Annotated in this window: 14 protein-coding genes and 1 pseudogene; 10 read left to right on the plus strand and 5 right to left on the minus strand. The window is 61.6% G+C overall.

Annotated features, from left to right (window positions below; translation table 11 throughout):
- Nucleotides 1–384 precede the first annotated feature (384 nt).
- The 3 genes and pseudogenes from ACO550_RS05660 to ACO550_RS05670 all read left to right on the plus strand — a co-directional run bounded on the left by ACO550_RS05660 (nt 385) and on the right by ACO550_RS05670 (nt 2,674).
- Nucleotides 385–999, plus strand: a complete 615-nt coding sequence (locus ACO550_RS05660) for a DUF2239 family protein (RefSeq protein ID WP_315595257.1) — start codon at nt 385–387, stop codon at nt 997–999.
- Between the two features lie 28 nt (nt 1,000–1,027).
- A pseudogene (locus ACO550_RS05665) lies at nt 1,028–1,653 on the plus strand (carotenoid oxygenase family protein); the annotation flags it as partial.
- Between the two features lie 805 nt (nt 1,654–2,458).
- Nucleotides 2,459–2,674, plus strand: coding sequence for a DUF2188 domain-containing protein (locus tag ACO550_RS05670; RefSeq protein ID WP_315595258.1), 216 nt, complete (start codon nt 2,459–2,461; stop codon nt 2,672–2,674).
- A gap of 437 nt (nt 2,675–3,111) precedes the next feature.
- Here ACO550_RS05670 and ACO550_RS05675 read toward each other — a convergent pair whose 3' ends face one another.
- Nucleotides 3,112–3,993, minus strand: a complete 882-nt coding sequence (locus ACO550_RS05675) for a GntR family transcriptional regulator (RefSeq protein ID WP_315595259.1) — start codon at nt 3,991–3,993, stop codon at nt 3,112–3,114.
- Nucleotides 3,994–4,415: 422 nt separating this feature from the next.
- Here ACO550_RS05675 and ACO550_RS05680 point away from each other — a divergent pair, with 422 nt between their 5' ends.
- The 7 genes from ACO550_RS05680 (at nt 4,416) to ACO550_RS05710 (ending at nt 12,044) form a co-directional block, all read left to right on the plus strand.
- Nucleotides 4,416–5,333 carry an amidohydrolase family protein gene (locus ACO550_RS05680; RefSeq protein WP_315595260.1) on the plus strand — a complete coding sequence of 306 codons (918 nt, stop codon included), beginning with the start codon at nt 4,416–4,418 and terminating at the stop codon, nt 5,331–5,333.
- A 31-nt stretch (nt 5,334–5,364) separates the two neighbouring features.
- Nucleotides 5,365–5,790, plus strand: a complete 426-nt coding sequence (locus ACO550_RS05685) for a cupin domain-containing protein (protein WP_315595261.1) — start codon at nt 5,365–5,367, stop codon at nt 5,788–5,790.
- Nucleotides 5,791–5,805: 15 nt separating this feature from the next.
- Nucleotides 5,806–6,870 (plus strand): isocitrate/isopropylmalate dehydrogenase family protein, encoded by a 1,065-nt coding sequence (locus ACO550_RS05690; RefSeq protein ID WP_315595262.1) that lies wholly within the window; start codon nt 5,806–5,808, stop codon nt 6,868–6,870.
- A 78-nt stretch (nt 6,871–6,948) separates the two neighbouring features.
- Nucleotides 6,949–7,920 (plus strand): tripartite tricarboxylate transporter substrate binding protein, encoded by a 972-nt coding sequence (locus tag ACO550_RS05695; RefSeq protein WP_315595263.1) that lies wholly within the window; start codon nt 6,949–6,951, stop codon nt 7,918–7,920.
- 107 nt (nt 7,921–8,027) lie between these two features.
- Nucleotides 8,028–9,341 carry an MFS transporter gene (locus ACO550_RS05700; protein ID WP_315595264.1) on the plus strand — a complete coding sequence of 438 codons (1,314 nt, stop codon included), beginning with the start codon at nt 8,028–8,030 and terminating at the stop codon, nt 9,339–9,341.
- 49 nt (nt 9,342–9,390) lie between these two features.
- On the plus strand, nt 9,391–10,782 hold the full coding sequence (locus ACO550_RS05705) for an aldehyde dehydrogenase family protein (RefSeq protein WP_315595265.1): 1,392 nt from the start codon (nt 9,391–9,393) through the stop codon (nt 10,780–10,782).
- 221 nt (nt 10,783–11,003) lie between these two features.
- Entirely contained in the window at nt 11,004–12,044 is a 1,041-nt protein-coding gene (locus tag ACO550_RS05710) for a porin (protein ID WP_315595266.1), read from the plus strand.
- A gap of 193 nt (nt 12,045–12,237) precedes the next feature.
- On the opposite strand, the gene ACO550_RS05715 is transcribed toward ACO550_RS05710, so the two are convergent.
- The 4 genes from ACO550_RS05715 to ACO550_RS05730 all read right to left on the minus strand — a co-directional run bounded on the left by ACO550_RS05715 (nt 12,238) and on the right by ACO550_RS05730 (nt 16,440).
- Complete coding sequence (locus ACO550_RS05715; protein ID WP_315595267.1) at nt 12,238–13,098, minus strand: alpha/beta fold hydrolase; 861 nt, start codon at nt 13,096–13,098, stop codon at nt 12,238–12,240.
- 33 nt (nt 13,099–13,131) lie between these two features.
- Entirely contained in the window at nt 13,132–14,382 is a 1,251-nt protein-coding gene (mhpT, locus tag ACO550_RS05720; RefSeq protein ID WP_315595268.1) for a 3-(3-hydroxy-phenyl)propionate transporter MhpT, read from the minus strand.
- Nucleotides 14,383–14,443: 61 nt separating this feature from the next.
- Entirely contained in the window at nt 14,444–15,475 is a 1,032-nt protein-coding gene (gene dmpG / locus ACO550_RS05725) for a 4-hydroxy-2-oxovalerate aldolase (RefSeq protein WP_315595269.1), read from the minus strand.
- Nucleotides 15,472–16,440, minus strand: a complete 969-nt coding sequence (locus ACO550_RS05730) for an acetaldehyde dehydrogenase (acetylating) (RefSeq protein ID WP_315595270.1) — start codon at nt 16,438–16,440, stop codon at nt 15,472–15,474. The genes dmpG and ACO550_RS05730 overlap by 4 nt, the downstream gene beginning before the upstream one ends.
- Between the last annotated feature and the right edge of the window lie 6 nt (nt 16,441–16,446).

The following is a 16,446-nucleotide window of genomic DNA, read 5'->3' on the forward strand; positions in this document are numbered from 1 at the left end:
TGCCGCTTCGGCGTCATGTGTGCTGAACTATAAGCATTGGAGCCCGGACGCAACTGTGCATGCAGCGGACGTGATGTTCAATATTTTTCAACTTTAAAGCGCGATGGCATGCACTCGGCTCAGGGCAACAAGCTGAAAAGGTACAAGCTTCCATATGGATGCGCATACCTCACGGATTGCGGTTGGATATCGTTGAGTCGTCTGGCGGGCAGAAGCCGACCCAATTCCGCCATTTGGCTCGTCATTGCGTGAAGGGAGTTTTCTCAATCACAACGGACGTGCTGTTGGGGCGGTTGCCGGCGTCAGGCAGGTTTATACCCGGGTAATATTGACAATATTTTTACCCGGGTATAAATTGATGCCTTCACTATCAGGCCGGCCGCCATGAATCCTCTTTTCACACTTCCGTCCCACATCGCCTTTGATGGACACCGACGCATCGCATCCGGCTCGCTCGCGGCCGTCGCGCTTGCGGTCAAGCGTGCAATAGGAGGGGGCGCCGTGGGGCCTGTGCTGGTTTTCGACAACGCGACCGGTCGCTCGATCGACATCGACACACGCGGCGCTGACGACGAGATCATTGCGCGCTTCACGAAGGCAGAGTCCGATGCGCAGCACGCGGACGAAGCCGACTGCGGGACCACGCAGCGCGAAGCACGCGGCAGGGGACGTCCAAAGCTAGGCGTCATTGCGCGTGAGGTCACGCTGTTGCCGCGTCATTGGGATTGGCTCTCGAAGCAGCCCGGCGGTGCATCAGTTGCGCTGCGAAAGCTCGTCGAAGACGCGCGTCGCGTGAATGCCCCGCGTGACACTCGACGCGCAGCACACGAGCGTGCATACCACTTCATGTCCGCGATGGCCGGCGATCTACCCGGCTTCGAGGAAGCCGCGCGCGCGTTGTTCGCGGACGATCGCCCGCGTTTCGGCGCACTGATAACAGGCTGGCCTGTCGACGTCCGCGACCATGTGTTCGCGCTTGGCTACGGCGACGCACCATGAGTGACGCGTTCAACAAAGAAGAACACTGATGAAATCCATCGATCTGAATGCTGGTGCCGTCGCGCCAGTTGCGCGTGAAATTGATCTCGTTACGCTGCGTGTAACGGGAAAGGTGCCAGACGATCTCGACGGCGTGCTGGTTGCGAAATGGCCCGAACCCTCTGTCAGGACGTTTCGAAGGTAACGGCGTGCTGTCGTGGTGGCCGGAGGCCGCGATGCTGCACGGGATAGCATTCGAATGCGGCCGTGTGACCGGCTACCGCAACCGCTGGCTGCGTACCCAACGATGGGCGTGCGCGCATGTGCCGGAAAGTGCGTCGTCATGGCCGGACACCAATCCGAACGTCAATGTGATCCGGCACGCGGGGGCGATACTCGCGCTGGCCGAAGGCGGCGCGCCGCTGGCGATCACATCGACGCTCGACACACTCGGGGCGACCCGCCGGCATGCGAGCTTATCGACGGGCATGACCGCGCATCCAAAAATCGATCCGCGCACTAGCGAGCTTGTGACGTTTCGCGCCGATTGGAAAGCCCCGTTTCTGCGCTATGGCGTGACCGATGCGATGGGGGAGCAGGTCGTCGACACCGAGATTGCGTTGCCGGCGCCGGATCATGCACGACATCGCGATAACCGTGACGCATAGCATCCTGCTCGGTCGCTCCGCGCGGTGACCACCAGGCGTCCAGCTCCCCGTTTGCTTTCTACGAACTCGCGATCAGGGATGAGTCTAAGTGCGCCTCGCGCTCCTCGACCATCGGCCTCTTGTATCAAATCTGCCGTATGAAACGCACTCCGGCTCAACCTTCTCATTTTCAACGGCTTGTGCTGCACCGCTTTCAACGACACAGGGAACCGTCGCCTCGGAGGTACCGGAATCCGAGGCTAAGCACAGGATGATGTACGAGGTCAATCTCCTCACTGAGCCAGAAAATCTTACAACGATGCGTAGAGAGGGGATTCGGTTAACGGCATATATGAAGGGTAGATTAGCGAATGTCGACACTTCTTCCCTAGTCACGAATGGAATGGGTCTTGCGTTTGAACAGTACGCCTCGCGTCTCTGCCCAACGCCGCCGGCGCCAATTCCGCTCAAAGGAGCACGACATGAACAAGACATTCTCAACTCTAACGGCGTTGTCGTTTGTATTGGCTGCGCTCGGCGGCTGCACCGCAGCGGGAAGCGGCACAGGTACCGGATCCGTGGCCGGCTCGGGTGCCGTAACGCCAACCAGCTCCGGCGCTAGTGGTGGCTATGGTGGCCCAAGCGGTAGCACGAGTACCAGCGGCTCTGCAAGCGGTGCAGGTAGCACAAGCACAAGCGGCACACGCAAGTGATGATTGATCGGCGAGTCTGGGTCCACTAGCCCTCTCGGCCCTAACGCATTTTCGCCTAGGCTCGCTTGACATCTGCCTAGCTATTTTATATTGCGAACTACGCTTCGTTGGGAATCATTCATGGCACATGCATGCATTCACGTATTGCGTATCGAAGGTGTTCAATGGATTGTGGAAGGCCCGCACGGCGTAAAGGACCGCCACTATTTTCCCAATCGTTCGGAGGCGATTGCAGCCGGTGTTGCCTTCGCTATTCAACATAGAACCGAACTTGTTGTGCACACTCGAGATGGCCGCGTGAGCCGACGCCGGTCCTTCCCGGAGTCCTTGGCATAGATCGGTTGAACTTGAGCCCGCCGAACCGTAATCTGCCGCGGACTCGAACGCCTGTACCTTGTAGGGCTCCAACCAGTCACCATCGCTTGCAGCGGGATGCCGGACATCCAGACAGACTCGCACTAAGCGACGTTGACAGGATGCGCGCCCAACGACCATTCACTAGCGCTTGGCTGTCATTCGTCGCGGGCGCTATTTTTCAGCGAAAAAGCCACGTCGTGAAGATCGAGGCGTAACGTTCTACGCATTAAAAAAACACATAAAACTAGCTTGGCTCCATTTTTTGACGCCGTACGGCGGCTCTGGATTCGTCAGCAGCCGCTGCGAAAGCCCACCGTCGAGACTTACTGCTACGCCGCCCTCAGGGAATTGGCGAGAGCCAACGTGAAACTATCAACCTCGAGCCAAAACAATCTCGATTGACGCGGGGAGTCATATCAGCTATCTGACTTTTCGCGTACAGCGTTGCGGAGGTGCAAGCGCATAAAATCCGCGGCGGCTTCCTGTTGCCCAGCCAACAGCATGTCGATCAGATCCAAATGCTCGCGGCATCGGCGCTCGGCTTGGTCGCGGTCCACGGCCTTCCGATACTCCATAAGTCGCCGGAGCCGGTCCAGCCTACGCAACCCTTCGAGAATAAAGGCATTGCCCGAGCACGCTGCGATGGTTTCATGCAAACGGCTGTTGGCGTCAAACAGAGCGGCTGCAGTGGCAGTGTGGGCACCGCCGTTGGCCAGCGCTTCCTGTTCGGCACGGCAGCGCAACAACGCTTCGCGGTCGAGCTCGAAAGTCGGCTCAAGGATGCCTGCAGCCTCAATTAGCAGGCGGTAGCGGTAGCCTTGCTTGTACGTCTCAGCAGACGTCAGCACAGGCAAGAACATCCATCCGTGGCCGGGCAAGCGCTCCACCCAACCCTCTTGCGTCATGCGGCGCAGGATCGCACCCAACTGGGCGCGTGTGACGCCATACCGGCGCATCAGTTCGTTTTCGGTGAAACGGTCCGGGAGTACTCCGTTGAGCCGCTCCTCAGCAATTCTGAAATAGATCGCCTCGCCGTCATCACCTTGTGCGGTATTCGGTTCGTGGCCGTTTGTCGTAACGGCGGGTCCGCCCTCGGCAACCGCATAGCCGCCGTCAGGATGTGCACTGACCACGGCTTGGCTCGCCAGACGGCGCAGGGCCTCGCGTACCGGCGAGCGCGACACGCGGAACTGTTCGGCCAGCGCGCGCTCGGGCAGACGGGTTCCTGGCGCCATGCCGGCGGCAGAAATGTATTGGTGAATGTTGGCCGCAAGGACGTCGGCAAGTTGGCGGGCCATGTGGGAAGCGTTCCAAACCAGATTGGCACATGCTATCACATCCGCATTCGGTCTTTTGATTGCTCAAAGTTCCAATCTGTTGCAGCACGCAAAAAGGCGCCGCTCGCGTCTCAAAATGGACCGATGCGCGGCACCGTCGGATAAACCATCAAAAATGCCCGCAATCCCTTGTTGCCAAACGCTTGGCGAGATCCGCATCTGAAGTTTGGTCCTTTGTTACATCAAAAAACCCTTTACATGGTTCTTTGAATTTATAAAATACCAATCATCGCGTTGCCGGATGGTGGCGCAGCCCACAAGAACAGGAGACAGCAGTGCATCGCAGACAAGTGCTTCAGGCTGGCCTTGCGGCCATCAGCGGACTTTCCCTCTTTGACGCCCTGGCGGCTGATGCGACTGGTGTACCCCCACAAGGAACTACCGTGAATCAGGACCTCGTCCGCCACGTCAGCGCTCCCGTGTTCCAGCCACCAGCAGGAAGCTGTGATTGCCATGTCCACATCTTCGACGGTGCGCGCTTTCCATTTGCGGCCAAGCGTTCGTACACACCGGCCGCAGCGCGTGTGGCAGACCTGGTCGCGTTCGAGCAACGGATTGGTATCGATCGCATCGTGCTGGTGCAGCCGAGCGTCTATGGCTTCGATAACGCGGCGCTGCTTGATGCGCTCAGCCAGCTTGGCGACCGGGCGCGCGGTGTGGCGGTTGTCGATCTGGAGAAGGCCTCACCGGCGGCTCTGCATGCCATGCATGCCAAAGGTGTCAGGGGCATCCGCCTCAATTTGGAGGTCAGCGGCCAGCGCAACCACGAATTCGCACTGACGCAGTTGAAGCGTGCCGAGCAACTGGTTGGTCCACTCGGCTGGGCGGTACAGGTCTATGCGGATGTCGACGTGATTGCCGAACTGGCCACCGAGATTGCCGAGCTAAAGGTGCCGGTGGTACTCGACCACTTCGCCGGCATCAAGGCTCACAAGAAGGACGAACAGAAGGCCGCGTTCGCAACGGTGGTCGAGTTGGTCAAGCGCGGCAATGCCTACGTGAAGCTGTCAGCGCCGTATCGCGCATCGCGTAGTGCCCCCAATTTTGAAGACGTTACCGAGTTCGCCCAGACACTTATCGAGGCGCGTTCAGATCGCTTGGTGTGGGCATCCGACTGGCCCCATACGGGCAGTTCGGGCAACCGCAACGGCAATCTCGACCAGATCGAGCCCTTCCGAAAAGAGGACGCTGGGCGCGCACTGAACCAGTTGGCTAGCTGGGCGAGAACGCCCGCGTTGCTGCAACGCATCCTCGTCGATAACCCGGCCCGTCTTTATGGCTTTGGCCGCGCGGCGGCCTGACCACGCACCCACGTATTAGCAGGAGTTTCCTATGACGATCAAGACCCCTTCGGGCGCAGTACTGCTCAAGCCCGACGAATTGCCCAACTATGATCGCGGCGGCGGCGCGAGCACCACCCCGCTGGTTGGCCGGTCCGTTGGTTCGGACAGCTTTATCACCGGCTACACCTCGTTTGCCGGCGGAGTCGAAATTCCGTTCCACAGCCACAACTGCCAGGAAAGCGTGGTGCTGGTGGAGGGCGAGGCGATGCTCGACATCGACGGGCTCGAATACCGCCTGAAGCCGCTGGATACGACCTTCATTCCGCCCAACGTCCCGCATCGCTTCCGCAACCTGTCGAAGACGGCGCCGATGAAGATCCTGTGGATCTACGCAACCAGCGACGCCACTCGCACACTGGTCGATAGCGGTGAAACCCGTCCCGTATCGGCCGAACACCAGACCCCCAAGGCTTAACAGAGAGTTTTCATCATGCGCATTCTTGTTCTCCCGGGCGACGGCATCGGCCCCGAAATCGTTGCTGCTTCCATCGACGTCCTGAAGCAGGCCGATCAGGCCTTCGACCTGGGCCTGCAGTTCGACTATGAAGACGTTGGCTTCGTCAGCCTGGAAAAGCACGGTACCACCCTGCGCCAGGAGGTGCTGGACAAAGCCACGTCGTACGACGGCGTGATCCTGGGTACCCAGTCCCACGCAGACTATCCGACGCCGGACAAGGGCGGCCGCAATATCTCGGCGGCGTTCCGTTGCGATCTGGACCTGTACGCGAACGTGCGTCCGTCGCGTTCGCGTGAGTTCCTGGGCAAGGGCGCCAAGAACATGGACCTCGTCATCATGCGCGAGGCCACTGAGGGCTTCTATCCCGACCGCAACATGTACGAAGGATGGGGCGAGATGATGCCGTCGAAGGATATGGCCATTTCGGTACGCAAGATCACGGCCCATTGCTCGGAGCGTATTGCCCGTCGTTCATTCGAGTTGGCAATGAAGCGCAAGAAACATGTGACTGCGATCCACAAGGCCAACAGCTTCCATATGACTGATGGACTGTTCCTGCGCGAAGTGCGCAAGGTGGCGGCCGAGTTTCCCGAAGTCAAGTTCGATGACCTGCTGGTCGATGCGTCGACGGCGTATCTGGTGCGCGACCCGTCGCGCTTCGACGTAGTCGTTGCCACGAATTTCTATGGCGACATCCTGTCGGACCTGGCCAGCGAACTGTCGGGCAGCCTTGGTCTGGGCGGCTCGGTGATGGCGGGCGACAACCTTTGCTGCGCGCAGGCCCAGCATGGTTCGGCCCCGGATATCCAGGGGCAGGACAAAGCTAACCCGACGTCGATGATCCTGTCCGTCGCCATGCTGGTGCAATGGCTGGGCGAGCACCGCGCCAAGCCCAACTTCGTGGCGGCCGCTGCGGCCATCGATGCGGCCGTCGACAAGGTGCTGGCGAACCCAGCCACGCGCACCGCGGACCTGGGTGGCACGATGGGCTGCGCCGCTTTCGGCAAGGCGGTTGCCGAAAGCATCACGAAGGCCTGATCTCAGCCTTCGGTTTGGCACGGTGATGGGAATCCATCGCCGTGCCGCAGTACACAAATAAGAACATTCGGAGACAGCATGAACCCACTCAAGTCATGGCTGGCGGCGACGCTCGCCGGTATGTCACTGATCGCCGGTGCCGGCGCGAATAGCAACTATCCGTCGAAGCCGGTCAGCATCATCGTGCCGTTCGCCCCTGGCGGGGGCAGCGACAACGTGTCGCGCTATATCGCCACGCGCCTGTCGGAAAAGACCAAAGCCCAGTTCCTGATCGACAACCGGCCCGGCGCTGGCACCAATATCGGCAACGAGGCGGCGGCGCGCGCCGCGCCCGATGGCCAGACGCTGCTGTTCGGACAGGTCGCCTTGTCGATCAATCCGTTCGTCTACAAGAAACTGCGCTACGACACGGAGAAGGACTTTGTGCCCGTGGTACAGATTGCCACGTCTCCGACGGTCCTGGTCGTGACAAAGAGCTTCCCGGAGCAGGATCTCAAGGGAGTGATCCGCTACATCAAGGCCAATCCCGGCAAGGTCAACTTTGCGTCGGGCGGAAAAGGAACCTCGGTGCATCTGGCCGGTGAGCTCTTTCGCAGCATGGTCAACGCCGAGATGATCCACGTCCCTTACAAGGGAAGTGGGCCGGCCGTGACTGATCTAATTGGCGGCCAGGTACAGATGATGTTCGATACCGCAGCGTCGGCGCTGCCCCAACTCAAAGGTGGCAAGCTGCGCGCCATCGCTGTCACGGGCTTGCATCGCTTGCCCGAACTGCCTGACGTTCCGACGTTCGCCGAGGCAGGTCTGACTGGCTTCGATGCCCCGGCATGGTATGGGCTGCTTGCCCCGGCGGGCACCCCGAAGCCGGTCATCCAGTTCCTGAACGCGCAGGTCAACGACATCCTCAAGGAGCCTGCGACAAAGCAGCGGCTGGCCCAGCTTGGCGCGGAGCCGGCAGGCGGATCGCCCGACGACTTCGCCCGGTTCATGCGCGCTGAATCGGCTCGATGGTCGGCCGTGGTGAAGACCGCGAACGTGGCCGCCGACTAGACCAGTTCTCAACCCTTGACGCACCGACGCGATCGTCCGGTGCGCCGCCCCGTGGCGGAGCTACCAGCCGCCAAGGGCATGCTTTTGTCTTGAAGAGAAGGACCGTTATGTATTCCCACTCGATGTCGATCGATGCCGATGTCTCACCGGAAGCTGCGAAGCAGGAAGTGCGGCGCCGAGCGATGAGCAAGAACGCCTGGCGACTATTGCCCTTGCTGACGCTGGCATTCATCTTCAACTACATCGATCGCACGAGCGTGGGCTTTGCGGCGTTGACGATGAATCAGGACATCGGGCTCACGCCGGCGCAGTTCGGATGGGGCGCCGGTATCCTGTTTGCCAGCTATTGCCTGTGCGAGATTCCGAGCAACCTTGCGCTCTACAAGTACGGGGCACGCCGCTGGCTGGCGCGCATCATGATCACCTGGGGCATCGCGGCCACGGCGACGGCGCTGGTGCAGGGTCCGACAAGCTTCTACGTGCTGCGCCTGCTGCTTGGCGTGGCCGAAGCGGGCTTCTTTCCGGGTGTGACGTTTTTCCTGGCGTGCTGGTTCCCCGCGCAATACCGCGTGCGGGTGCTTGCGTTCTTCATGCTAGGTGTGCCGCTGTCGTCGGTGATCGGCGGACCGATGTCGAGCCTGCTGCTGCAACTCGATGGCCTGCTCGGCATGCATGGCTGGCAGTGGATGTTCGTTGTGCAAGGCCTGCCTGCGGTCTTTATCGGCATCGCGGTGCTGATCCTGCTGCGCGACCATCCGAAGGACGCACACTGGCTGACCGAGGAAGAGCGTAGTGAGCTGATCCTAATGCTTGAGGAGGAGCCGCGACAGAAGCCCAAGAAAGCGCTGTTCGGCGCACTGAAGGACGGTCGCGTTTTGCTTCTGGCCGCCATCCAGTTTGGCTTTGTGCTCGGTTCGTACGGCATCGGCATCTGGCTGCCGCTGATTCTGAAGGGCCGTGGCTATAGCACGATGTCCGTGGGGCTGCTCTCGACCATCCCCTATATCGCTGCCGTGATCGGCATGCTGATCTGGGCGCGCATCGTGGATCGCAGCGGCAAGACGACCCTCAACCTCGCCCTGGCATGCGTGCTCGGCGCGGTAGGGCTGGCACTGTCGACGGTAGTCGACGGCTTCGCGTGGGAACTGGCTGGACTCAGTATCGCTGTCGTCGCCGTCAGTTCGGCGCGCGCCATCTTCTGGACGATTCCGACGCGCTTTCTGACCGGCGTGGCGGCCGCCGGCGGACTGGCTTTCATCAACTCGATCGGCACGCTGGGCGGATTCGCCGGCCCCTATCTCATGGGTTACCTGAAAGAGGCGACGGGGCAATTTTCCGCAGGCATCTGGGCTTTGGCGGCCATCCTGATGGTGTCGGCATCGCTGACGGCATCGCTCCCATTGCTCATCCGCAAGGATTGAGCCTCTTCCAAACACTATGTTCCATAGCTCGGACTTCCGAGGGATAGTCATGACCCAAACCATTACGACCTATAACCCCAGCACCGGTGCCGTCCTGCAAACCTATGAGGGCTGGACTGCAGAACAGATCGAAGTCGCGGTTGACGCCGGCCATGCTGCAGCGAAGGCCTGGGGCCAGCAGCCGCTGACCGTGCGCGTGGCTGCGTTGCGCCGCCTGGCCGAAGAGTTGCGCCGCCAAGCGACGCCCTTCGCCGAACTTATGACTGCCGAAATGGGCAAGGTCTTGGCCGAAGCCGCTGGCGAAATGGAAAAGTCCGCCGTCACCGCGCTCTACTACGCCGACAACGCTGCCCGTATCCTGGCTGATGAGAAGGCCAGCATCGACAACGTGGACGCATGGGTCAGCTACGAGCCGATCGGCCTGGTGCTGGCGGTGATGCCCTGGAACTTCCCAGTGTGGCAGGTCATGCGTTTCGCGATCCCGACGATTGCGGCCGGCAACGGCGTCTTGTTGAAGCACTCGCCGAATGTCACGGGCTGTGCGTTGGCGCTGGAGAAGTTGTTTCTCGACGCAGGCCTGCCAAAGCACCTCGTCACCACGCTGGTGGTGGCGGAGCCTCAGGTGCCGCAAGTCATCGACGGTCTGATCGAAGACGACCGAATCGCCGCCGTGACGCTGACGGGTTCCAATCGCGCCGGCGCAGCGGTTGGCGCGGCTGCGGGGCGCGCGTCGAAGCGGTCCGTGCTGGAGCTGGGCGGCTCCGACGCCTTCATCGTGCTGGAGGACGCGGACCTCGACAAGGCCGTGCCTGCGGCTGTCAAAGCTCGTTTCAACAATGCCGGCCAGAGCTGTGTCTGCGCCAAGCGCTTTATCGTTGCAGAAGGCATCGCCAAGGCATTTACAGAGCGGTTTGTGCAGGCGACCCAGGCGCTGATTGTGGGCAATCCGAACGATTCCGTAACGCAGATGGGTCCTCTGGCACGCGCCGATCTGCGCGAAGCGCTGGATTCTCAAGTGCGCCGGTCGGTCGAGGCGGGCGCGGTGCTGCTGACCGGTGGCAAAGCCGTGGAGGGGTCTGGCAGTTTCTATGCGCCGACGGTGCTCGGCAACATGCAGCCAGGCATGGCGGCGTTCGATGAAGAGACGTTTGGTCCGGTAGCGGCCATTGCGGTTGCTAAGGACGATGCGGACGCCGCCCGTCTGGCCAACGCCACGCCATTTGGTCTGTCGGTTAGCGTGTGGTCGGCCTCGACTCAACGCGCGCTCGCTGTGGCCAAGGATGTCACCAGCGGCGCGGCGTTCATCAATGCGATGACGGCATCGGATGCCCGAGTGCCGTTCGGTGGCACGAAGAAGTCGGGCTATGGCCGTGAACTTGCCGCTGCAGGTATCCGCGAATTCACCAATGCGCGTACCTACTGGTCTGTCGCCTCTGCCTGAACGTCCGCGACGTATGCCCAGGGGCGCAGGCTAACCAGGGCATCTGCCTGATCCATTTCAAATCCGCTCGATAAGGGGCGGCAAAACGCACAAAAGATGCCTGCGGGTCAGGCAGGAGAGCGTTCGACCGCAGGATTCTCGCGGCGCGCTTCTATACGGCTTGCTGGATTCGCCGCGCCAGCGATTGACGAGCCGATAACAACAACGGAGGAGAAGGTCGAATGAAAGGTAAGGTCTTTCTGGGCGTTGCACTGCTGGCATCGGTCACGCAGTCCCAGGCACAGTCGGCTTCGAGCGTCACGCTGTATGGAATCATCGATACAACTATCCGATATTCCAACAACAATGCAGGAGACAAGAACCTGGCAGAGCTCACGGACGGCTACTTCAACGGGTCGCGCTGGGGCATTCGGGGCAATGAAGATCTCGGAGGAGGGCTGAATGCGCTCTTCGTGCTGGAAAGCGGGTTCGACCCGAGCACCGGTGTGTCATCCCAGGGCACATCCACAGCGAATTATGGGCAGCAGTCAACGGGTGGACAAGGCAGACTCTTCGGCCGCACGGCGATCATTGGATTGGAAAAGGATCGGATCGGCCGTCTGACGTTTGGACGGCAGTTCACTACCGCCTACGATGCTTCGGGGCGCTTCCAGCCAAATGGTCACCCCAATCTCGATCCGGTCACTATTATCAATAGCTACACCGGACCGCGGCAGGACAACATGGCCAAGTATTTTGGTCAGTGGGGACCGCTGTCGGTTGGCTCGCACTACACGTTTGGAGAAGTGCCTGGCCAGACCAAGCGCAGTTCCAGCTATGGGGTCTCGGTCGGTTACAGCGCGAGTCCGTTCGACATAGGGGCGTTCTGGCAGCAAGCCAATGCGCTGACGACGCCCGAGGCACGCAAGATTTGGGGTCTCGGCGGGAACTACCGCATCGGCATCGTCAAGATTGCCTTTGGTTACCTGAACAACCGGTTCGACGTCAGTCCCACGCGCAACGACGTTTTCACAGGCGGATTCGCCGTGGATGTAACTCCTGCGCTCACGATGTCGGTGGCCTCGCACTACGACCGCCAGCGTAACGCGGATGGCAGTCGAATCATGGTCACCGGCGTTGCCGACTACAGCTTTTCCAAACGGACTGACGTCTACGCCGAGGTCGACTTTAACCGAATCAACGGCAACTATGCATTACCGACCTTCATGGGCGTAAAGGGAAGCAAGGTTGGCGGCGGTATTGGTCTGCGGCATCGCTTCTAAAGCGCGAATTTTGCTCACCGACAGATGAGCGACCTAAAGCGGGCATCGAGCCACGCCAGCCCGATGTCCGCGTCGACCCATTTCGGCCCTCTGGTCGCCACGCCTTCACTGACGCATGTGTGACCTCGTTCAGCCATTCGATTCGAGAGGCTGTAACTCCCAAATGAAGCGAGCAGTGGCCTATCCGTCGCGTTCAGTTCCGCAGGAAGTCCAACACCATCCGATTGAATGCATCCGCATGCTCCCACTGTGCCCAGTGACCGCAGCGATTGTAAATATGCATCTCGGCGTTCGGGATACCGGCAATCAGGCGCAGGCCGACGTCCATCGGTACGAAGCGGTCCTCGCGGCCCCAGATGACCAAAGTGTGTGCCGCAATCTCGCCCAGTCGGGGGCCGTAGTCGGTGAACTGCTTCGGGTTGGCCTGCAGGCTCTTGACGAAGTTCTCGAGGTGGTCTCGCCGGGCAAGCATGTTGTCGAGGCGGGCCTGCATCAGGTCGTCGGTCAGTGCACTGGCGTCGTAGACGAAGACGTTCATCATGCGCTTCAGGTTCTCGATGGTCGGCTCACGGTACAGGCCGTTAAGCAGCTTGATGCCTTCGGTAGGCATCGGTACGAACTGGCTCGGGCCGCCCGTGCCGCCGCCCATCAGGATGAGCTTGCCGACGCGGGTCGGGTTTGCAAGCGCGAACGCCACGGCGCTATGGCCACCCATCGAGTTTCCCACGAGGTGGGCGCGCTCGACGTCCAGGGTATCGAGGACGGCCTTAACCACGCGGGCGTTGAGTTCCGAGCGTGAGCCAGTGTTCACCACGGTGTCGCTCTTGCTCCAGCCGGGGCAGTCCACAAGCAGTACTCGGTAGCCGGCTTCGACCAGTGGGTCGATATTGCGGTTAAAGTTGGCCCAGCCGCTGGCGCCAGGGCCGGAGCCGTGGAGCATGACAACGGTTTCTTTGCCCGTGTTGCCGGTGTCATTGAGGTGGATGCGGAACTCGGTATCGCCGTCACGGACGGTGACGAATCGACTGGAGGAAGCTTCGGTAATGGCTTGCATGATGGATTCCTTGTGAGTGTGTACGGAGTGGAATCAGGCGCCGTGACGGTCGGGCAGGGCGGCGCTGGCCTTGAACGATGAGAAGGTGCCAACTACCGTTAGCGCGGCCAATGCCGCAATGATGACCAGCGGGATGCTGGCCGCTACCAGCATCGAAGGGCTTTGGCCGAGGGAAAACAGTTGTCCTGCAACAAGCGGTCCGAGGATCGAGCCGAGGCGGCCCACGGCTACCGCCGCACCCACGCCCGTCCCGCGTACTTCGGTCGGATATGCCTGGCCAGCCAGCGCATACAGCACGGACTGTCCGCCAACGAGAAACAGACCGCAAAAGAATGCCCCTGTCGCCATCGAGGTGCTGCTGCCGGCCCCGGCCAGCCCCGCCAGTGCGGCGGCGATGCCCACGTACATGGCGATCACCGTGAAATGCCGGTTGAAGCGGTCCATCACATTGGCGATAGCCACCGCGCCGATGCCACCACCGACGTTGAACATCATCATCGCCACGCCAGCCTGCGTGCGGCTAAGACCATTTGACAGCACCATCGACGGGAGCCAGTTCATCAGGAAATAGAGGACGATCAGCGTGCCGAGATAGCTGATCCACAGGGCCAGTGTCGTACGCGCACGCCCTTCGCGGACGAGTGCCTCGATAAAGCCCGGCGTGGCGGCGCGGCCGGCCGACTTCGCCATCACGAACTGGGTTGACTCGCGCATCCACAGGCCGAGCAGCGGCAGCATCAGCAGTGGACCGAATCCGCCAACGTAGAAGATATGCCGCCATCCCTCGTCAGCCGGGCTGACGATGCCAATGCCCGCTGCCAGCGCTGCACCGAACGGCATGCCGCAGTACATCGCGCCGACCGCCGTGTTGCGATGTCGCGGAGAGGCGGCTTCGGAGCAGAGCGCAATCAAGTTTGGCATGGCCGCGCCCAGTCCGAGGCCGGTTAGCAGACGCGCCGCCAGCAATGACTCGAAGTTCCAGACCAGCGTGGTCGCCAGCGAGAACAGCCCGAACAGTGCGACCGACAGCATCAGCACACGCTTGCGGCCAAGGCGGTCAGCCAGTCGCCCACCGAGTGCCGCGCCGGGCAGCAATCCGATGGCGCCGGCGCTAAATGCCCAGCCCATCTGGGCGACGGACAGCGAAAACTCCTTCGCGATGCGCGGTGCGGCTACACCGGCGGACTGCAGGTCGAGTCCTTCGAGCAGGGCGATGGCCAGGCAGAGGCCGATGGTAGCGAGGCCGCTGGTGTTGATGGTGTCGGTGGGGCGTGGCAAGTTCATGGGTGTCTCCGGTTGGATGTCGCGGTCCCGCTCTGTTGGCGGATGCTCTCGCGTTGGTTGGCTACGACTGTGCGACGGCGGCGCGCTTCGTGAGGTCGAGCGCCACGTCGACGATCATGTCTTCCTGGCCACCGACCATGCGTCGCTTGCCCAGTTCGACGAGGATGTCGACCGTTCGGAGGCCGTACTTCTTCGCAGCAACTTCCGAATGGCGCAGGAATGACGAGTAGACGCCGGCATACCCGAGGGCGAGCGTTTCCCGATCCACACGCACGGGGCGGTCCTGCAGCGGGCGGACAATGTCGTCAGCGGCATCCATCAGCGTGTAGAGGTCGGTGCCGTGGTTCCAGCCGAGGCGCTCAGCGGTGGCGATGAACACTTCCAGCGGCGCGTTGCCCGCACCTGCACCCATACCGGCCAGCGAGGCGTCGACACGGTCGCAGCCTTCCTCGACGGCGACGATCGAGTTGGCCACGCCCAGCGACAGGTTGTGATGCGCGTGCATCCCGGTCTCGGTCTCGGGGTTAAGCACAGCCTTGACGGCGCGGAAGCGGTCGCGCACGTCGTGCATCGTCAGTGCGCCACCGGAATCGACCACATAGATGCAGGTGGCGCCATAGCCTTCCATCTTCTTCGCTTCGACCGCCAGGTTCTCCGGCGTGGTCATGTGGCTCATCATCAGGAAGCCGACCGTGTCCATGCCCAGTTCGCGGGCATATTCGATGTGCTGCCTCGAGATGTCAGCCTCCGTGCAATGCGTAGCCACGCGCACCACGCGCGCGCCGGCATCGTAGGCAGCCTTCAGGTCGTGGGTGGTGCCGATGCCCGGTAGCAGCAGCGTGGCGATCTTTGCGTGCTCGACCACGTCGGCCACGGCGGCGATCCATTCGAGGTCGCTGTGGGCACCAAAGCCGTAGTTGAAGCTGGAGCCTTGCAGGCCGTCGCCGTGCGCGACTTCGATGCTGTCGACCCTGGCGCGGTCCAGCGCGCGGGCAATGTCCTGCACGTTCTGGATCGAGTACTGATGGCGAATGGCGTGGCTGCCGTCGCGCAGCGTCACGTCGGAGACATAGATTTTCTTGCTGAGATTCATGCCAGGGCTCCTTCGGTATTCGCTTGGGTCGTCAGCATCGCCTCGGCCATTCGCTCGGCAGTGGCCAGCGCGGCGGAGGTCATGATGTCGAGGTTGCCCGCATAGGCGGGCAGGTAATGGGCGGCGCCCTCGACTTCGAGGAACACCGAGGTCTTCAGGCCGGCGAAGCGGCCAAGACCGGGCACGTTCAGCGGCGCATTCTCGGGAATCTCGTCGAACTGCACCGTCTGCTTGAGGCGGTAGCCGGGCACGTAGGCATGCACGGTGGCGACCGTCGCGGCTATCGATGCCTCGACCGCGGCTCGGTCCGCGAGGTCGGACAGCGTGTAGACCGTATCGCGCATCATGACCGGCGGCTCGGCCGGGTTGAGCACGATGATTGCCTTGCCCTTGCTGGCGCCGCCGACCACTTCGATGGCTTTCGACGTGGTCTCGGTGAATTCGTCGATATTGGCGCGGGTGCCGGGACCGGCCGACTTGCTGCTGATTGATGCGACGATCTCGGCGTAGTGGACGGTCGCGACCTTCGACACGGCCGCAACGATGGGAATGGTGGCCTGCCCTCCGCACGTCACCATGTTGACGTTGGGCGCGTCGAGGTGCGCATCGAGGTTGACGACCGGCACGCAATACGGACCGATGGCAGCGGGCGTGAGGTCGATCATGCGCAGACCCGGCTTGCGTTGGCGCAGGAACGCATCGTTCCTGACATGTGCACCGGCGGAGGTGGCGTCGAAGACGAAGTCGATCTCGTCGAAGACCGACATGCGGGCGAGGCCTTCGGCGCCTTCGTGCGTGGTAGCGACGCCGAAGCGTGCAGCGCGCGCCAGGCCGTCGGAGGCGGGGTCGATGCCGACCATTGCCGCGATGTCGAGATGCTTGCCGTGACGCAGGATCTTGATCATCAGGTCGGTCCCGATGTTGCCGGAGCCGATGATCGCTGCCTTGAGTTTCGTGGTTGCCATGTGGAG

The organism is Cupriavidus sp. (assembly GCF_057315035.1).

Bases quoted from the DNA above. Each gene is read 5' to 3' on its own strand.
- ACO550_RS05700 (WP_315595264.1), top strand. From the start codon at position 8,028: ATGTATTCCCACTCGATGTCGATCGATGCCGATGTCTCACCGGAAGCT.
- ACO550_RS05670 (WP_315595258.1), top strand. From the start codon at position 2,459: ATGGCACATGCATGCATTCACGTATTGCGTATCGAAGGTGTTCAATGG.
- mhpT (WP_315595268.1), bottom strand. From the start codon at position 14,382: ATGAACTTGCCACGCCCCACCGACACCATCAACACCAGCGGCCTCGCT.
- ACO550_RS05690 (WP_315595262.1), top strand. From the start codon at position 5,806: ATGCGCATTCTTGTTCTCCCGGGCGACGGCATCGGCCCCGAAATCGTT.
- ACO550_RS05660 (WP_315595257.1), top strand. From the start codon at position 385: ATGAATCCTCTTTTCACACTTCCGTCCCACATCGCCTTTGATGGACAC.
- ACO550_RS05705 (WP_315595265.1), top strand. From the start codon at position 9,391: ATGACCCAAACCATTACGACCTATAACCCCAGCACCGGTGCCGTCCTG.
- ACO550_RS05685 (WP_315595261.1), top strand. From the start codon at position 5,365: ATGACGATCAAGACCCCTTCGGGCGCAGTACTGCTCAAGCCCGACGAA.
- ACO550_RS05675 (WP_315595259.1), bottom strand. From the start codon at position 3,993: ATGGCCCGCCAACTTGCCGACGTCCTTGCGGCCAACATTCACCAATAC.
- ACO550_RS05710 (WP_315595266.1), top strand. From the start codon at position 11,004: ATGAAAGGTAAGGTCTTTCTGGGCGTTGCACTGCTGGCATCGGTCACG.
- dmpG (WP_315595269.1), bottom strand. From the start codon at position 15,475: ATGAATCTCAGCAAGAAAATCTATGTCTCCGACGTGACGCTGCGCGAC.
- ACO550_RS05695 (WP_315595263.1), top strand. From the start codon at position 6,949: ATGAACCCACTCAAGTCATGGCTGGCGGCGACGCTCGCCGGTATGTCA.
- ACO550_RS05730 (WP_315595270.1), bottom strand. From the start codon at position 16,440: ATGGCAACCACGAAACTCAAGGCAGCGATCATCGGCTCCGGCAACATC.
- ACO550_RS05715 (WP_315595267.1), bottom strand. From the start codon at position 13,098: ATGCAAGCCATTACCGAAGCTTCCTCCAGTCGATTCGTCACCGTCCGT.